The sequence below is a fragment of the Sphingomonas sp. Ant20 genome (assembly GCF_000783375.1).
In the GTDB taxonomy this organism is placed as follows: Bacteria; Pseudomonadota; Alphaproteobacteria; order Sphingomonadales; family Sphingomonadaceae; genus Sphingomonas; species Sphingomonas aerolata.
On the sequence record NZ_JRVI01000285.1, the window covers coordinates 1 to 1,287 of the forward strand.

Here is a 1,287-nt window from a genome sequence, read left to right on the forward strand (position 1 = left end):
CACCCCGTCGAACAGCCCCATCGACCCCTCGGCCAGCGTCATGTCCGCATCGTCGCCGCGCGCCGCGATCCCGTCGAGCCGCGGCCCCGTCATGGCCCAGCTGTCGAGGTTGAACGACGCGCGCCCGCTCGCCGCGCGGTGAAACGCTGGGTCGATATAGTCGGGCCCGCATTTGAACGGCTGCACCGCGATCCCGTCATCGCGCAGCGCGCGCAACAGCCCGAGCATCACCGTCGTCTTCCCCGTCCCCGACGCGGGCGCTGCGACGAGCAGGCCCGGCGTGGCGCCGCGCGTCATGGCTTGTCTCCTGCGAACCGGGACTCCGCCGATTGCGGCCGGAACCGCCGGTCATATCCTTGCGCGTACAGGCTGCTCGTCGCGAAATCACCCGGCGCCAGCACGCGCCCGACCAGGATCAGCGCGGTCCGCTCGGGTCGCCCCGTCATCGCCGCCTCGATCGTCGACAGCGTCGCGCGGGCGATCTGCTCGTCGGGCCAGCTCGCGCGCCACACCACTGCGACCGGGCAGTCGCCGCCATAAGCGGGCAGCAGGTCCGCGACGACCTGCGCCAGATTGTGCACCGACAGGTGGATCGCCAGCGTCGCCTGCGTCGCGGCGAACGCGGCAAGTGTCTCGGCCGGCGGCATCGAGCTTGCCCGTCCCGGCGTCCGCGTCAGCACCACCGACTGCGCCAGTTCGGGCAAGGTCAGTTCGACCTCGAGCGCGGCGGCGGCAGCGGCAAAGGCGGGGACGCCGGGGGTGATCGTCACCGGAATGTCCAGCGCGCGCAGCCGCCGCAGCTGCTCGCCCATCGCCGACCAGATCGACAGATCCCCCGAATGCAGCCGCGCGACGTCCTGCCCCCCTGCGTGCGCGGCGACGATCTCGGCCATGATCTGGTCGAGGTCCATCGGCGCGGTGTTGACGATCCGCGCACCCGGCGGACAATGCTCGAGCAGCGCCTCCGGGATCAGCGACCCGGCATAAAGGCACACCGGCGACATCGCGATCCGGTCGCGCCCCCGCAATGTCAGCAGGTCGGGCGCACCCGGCCCCGCACCGATGAAATGCACGGTCATGGTCGAAATCCTTGGGCAATGGCGCAGGTCGCGCGTCGGCACGGCGAAATATGGCGAAGGGTCAGCAGCCGCGCGCCTTGCCCCGCGGCGGCGAGTGCAGCGGCCTCCGCGACGCTGCCGGTCCCCCGCACGGCAAGGCTTACCGGCGACCGGGTGGCGGGACTGGCCGCAGTCAGCGCGGCGGGATCGACCGACCAGCAGCGGCGAT

Annotated in this window: 2 protein-coding genes and 1 pseudogene; all 3 read right to left on the reverse strand. The window is 71.9% G+C overall.

All coding sequences use genetic code 11. The features are described 5' to 3' along the window. Positions 1 to 297: pseudogene (locus NI18_RS20345) on the reverse strand (cobyrinic acid a,c-diamide synthase); the annotation flags it as partial. Further along, positions 294 to 1,079, reverse strand: a complete 786-nt coding sequence (gene cobM / locus NI18_RS20350) for a precorrin-4 C(11)-methyltransferase (protein ID WP_037532955.1) — start codon at positions 1,077 to 1,079, stop codon at positions 294 to 296. The pseudogene NI18_RS20345 and the gene cobM, both read right to left, overlap by 4 nt. Beyond that, positions 1,076 to 1,287 (reverse strand): cobalamin biosynthesis protein (locus NI18_RS23825; RefSeq protein WP_198527084.1); only part of this gene is annotated, 212 nt, incomplete at its 5' end. The genes NI18_RS23825 and cobM, both read right to left, overlap by 4 nt.

What these genes read in the sequence shown, in the direction of transcription:
- cobM (WP_037532955.1), bottom strand. Translation starts at nt 1,079, where the DNA reads ATGACCGTGCATTTCATCGGTGCGGGGCCGGGTGCGCCCGACCTGCTG.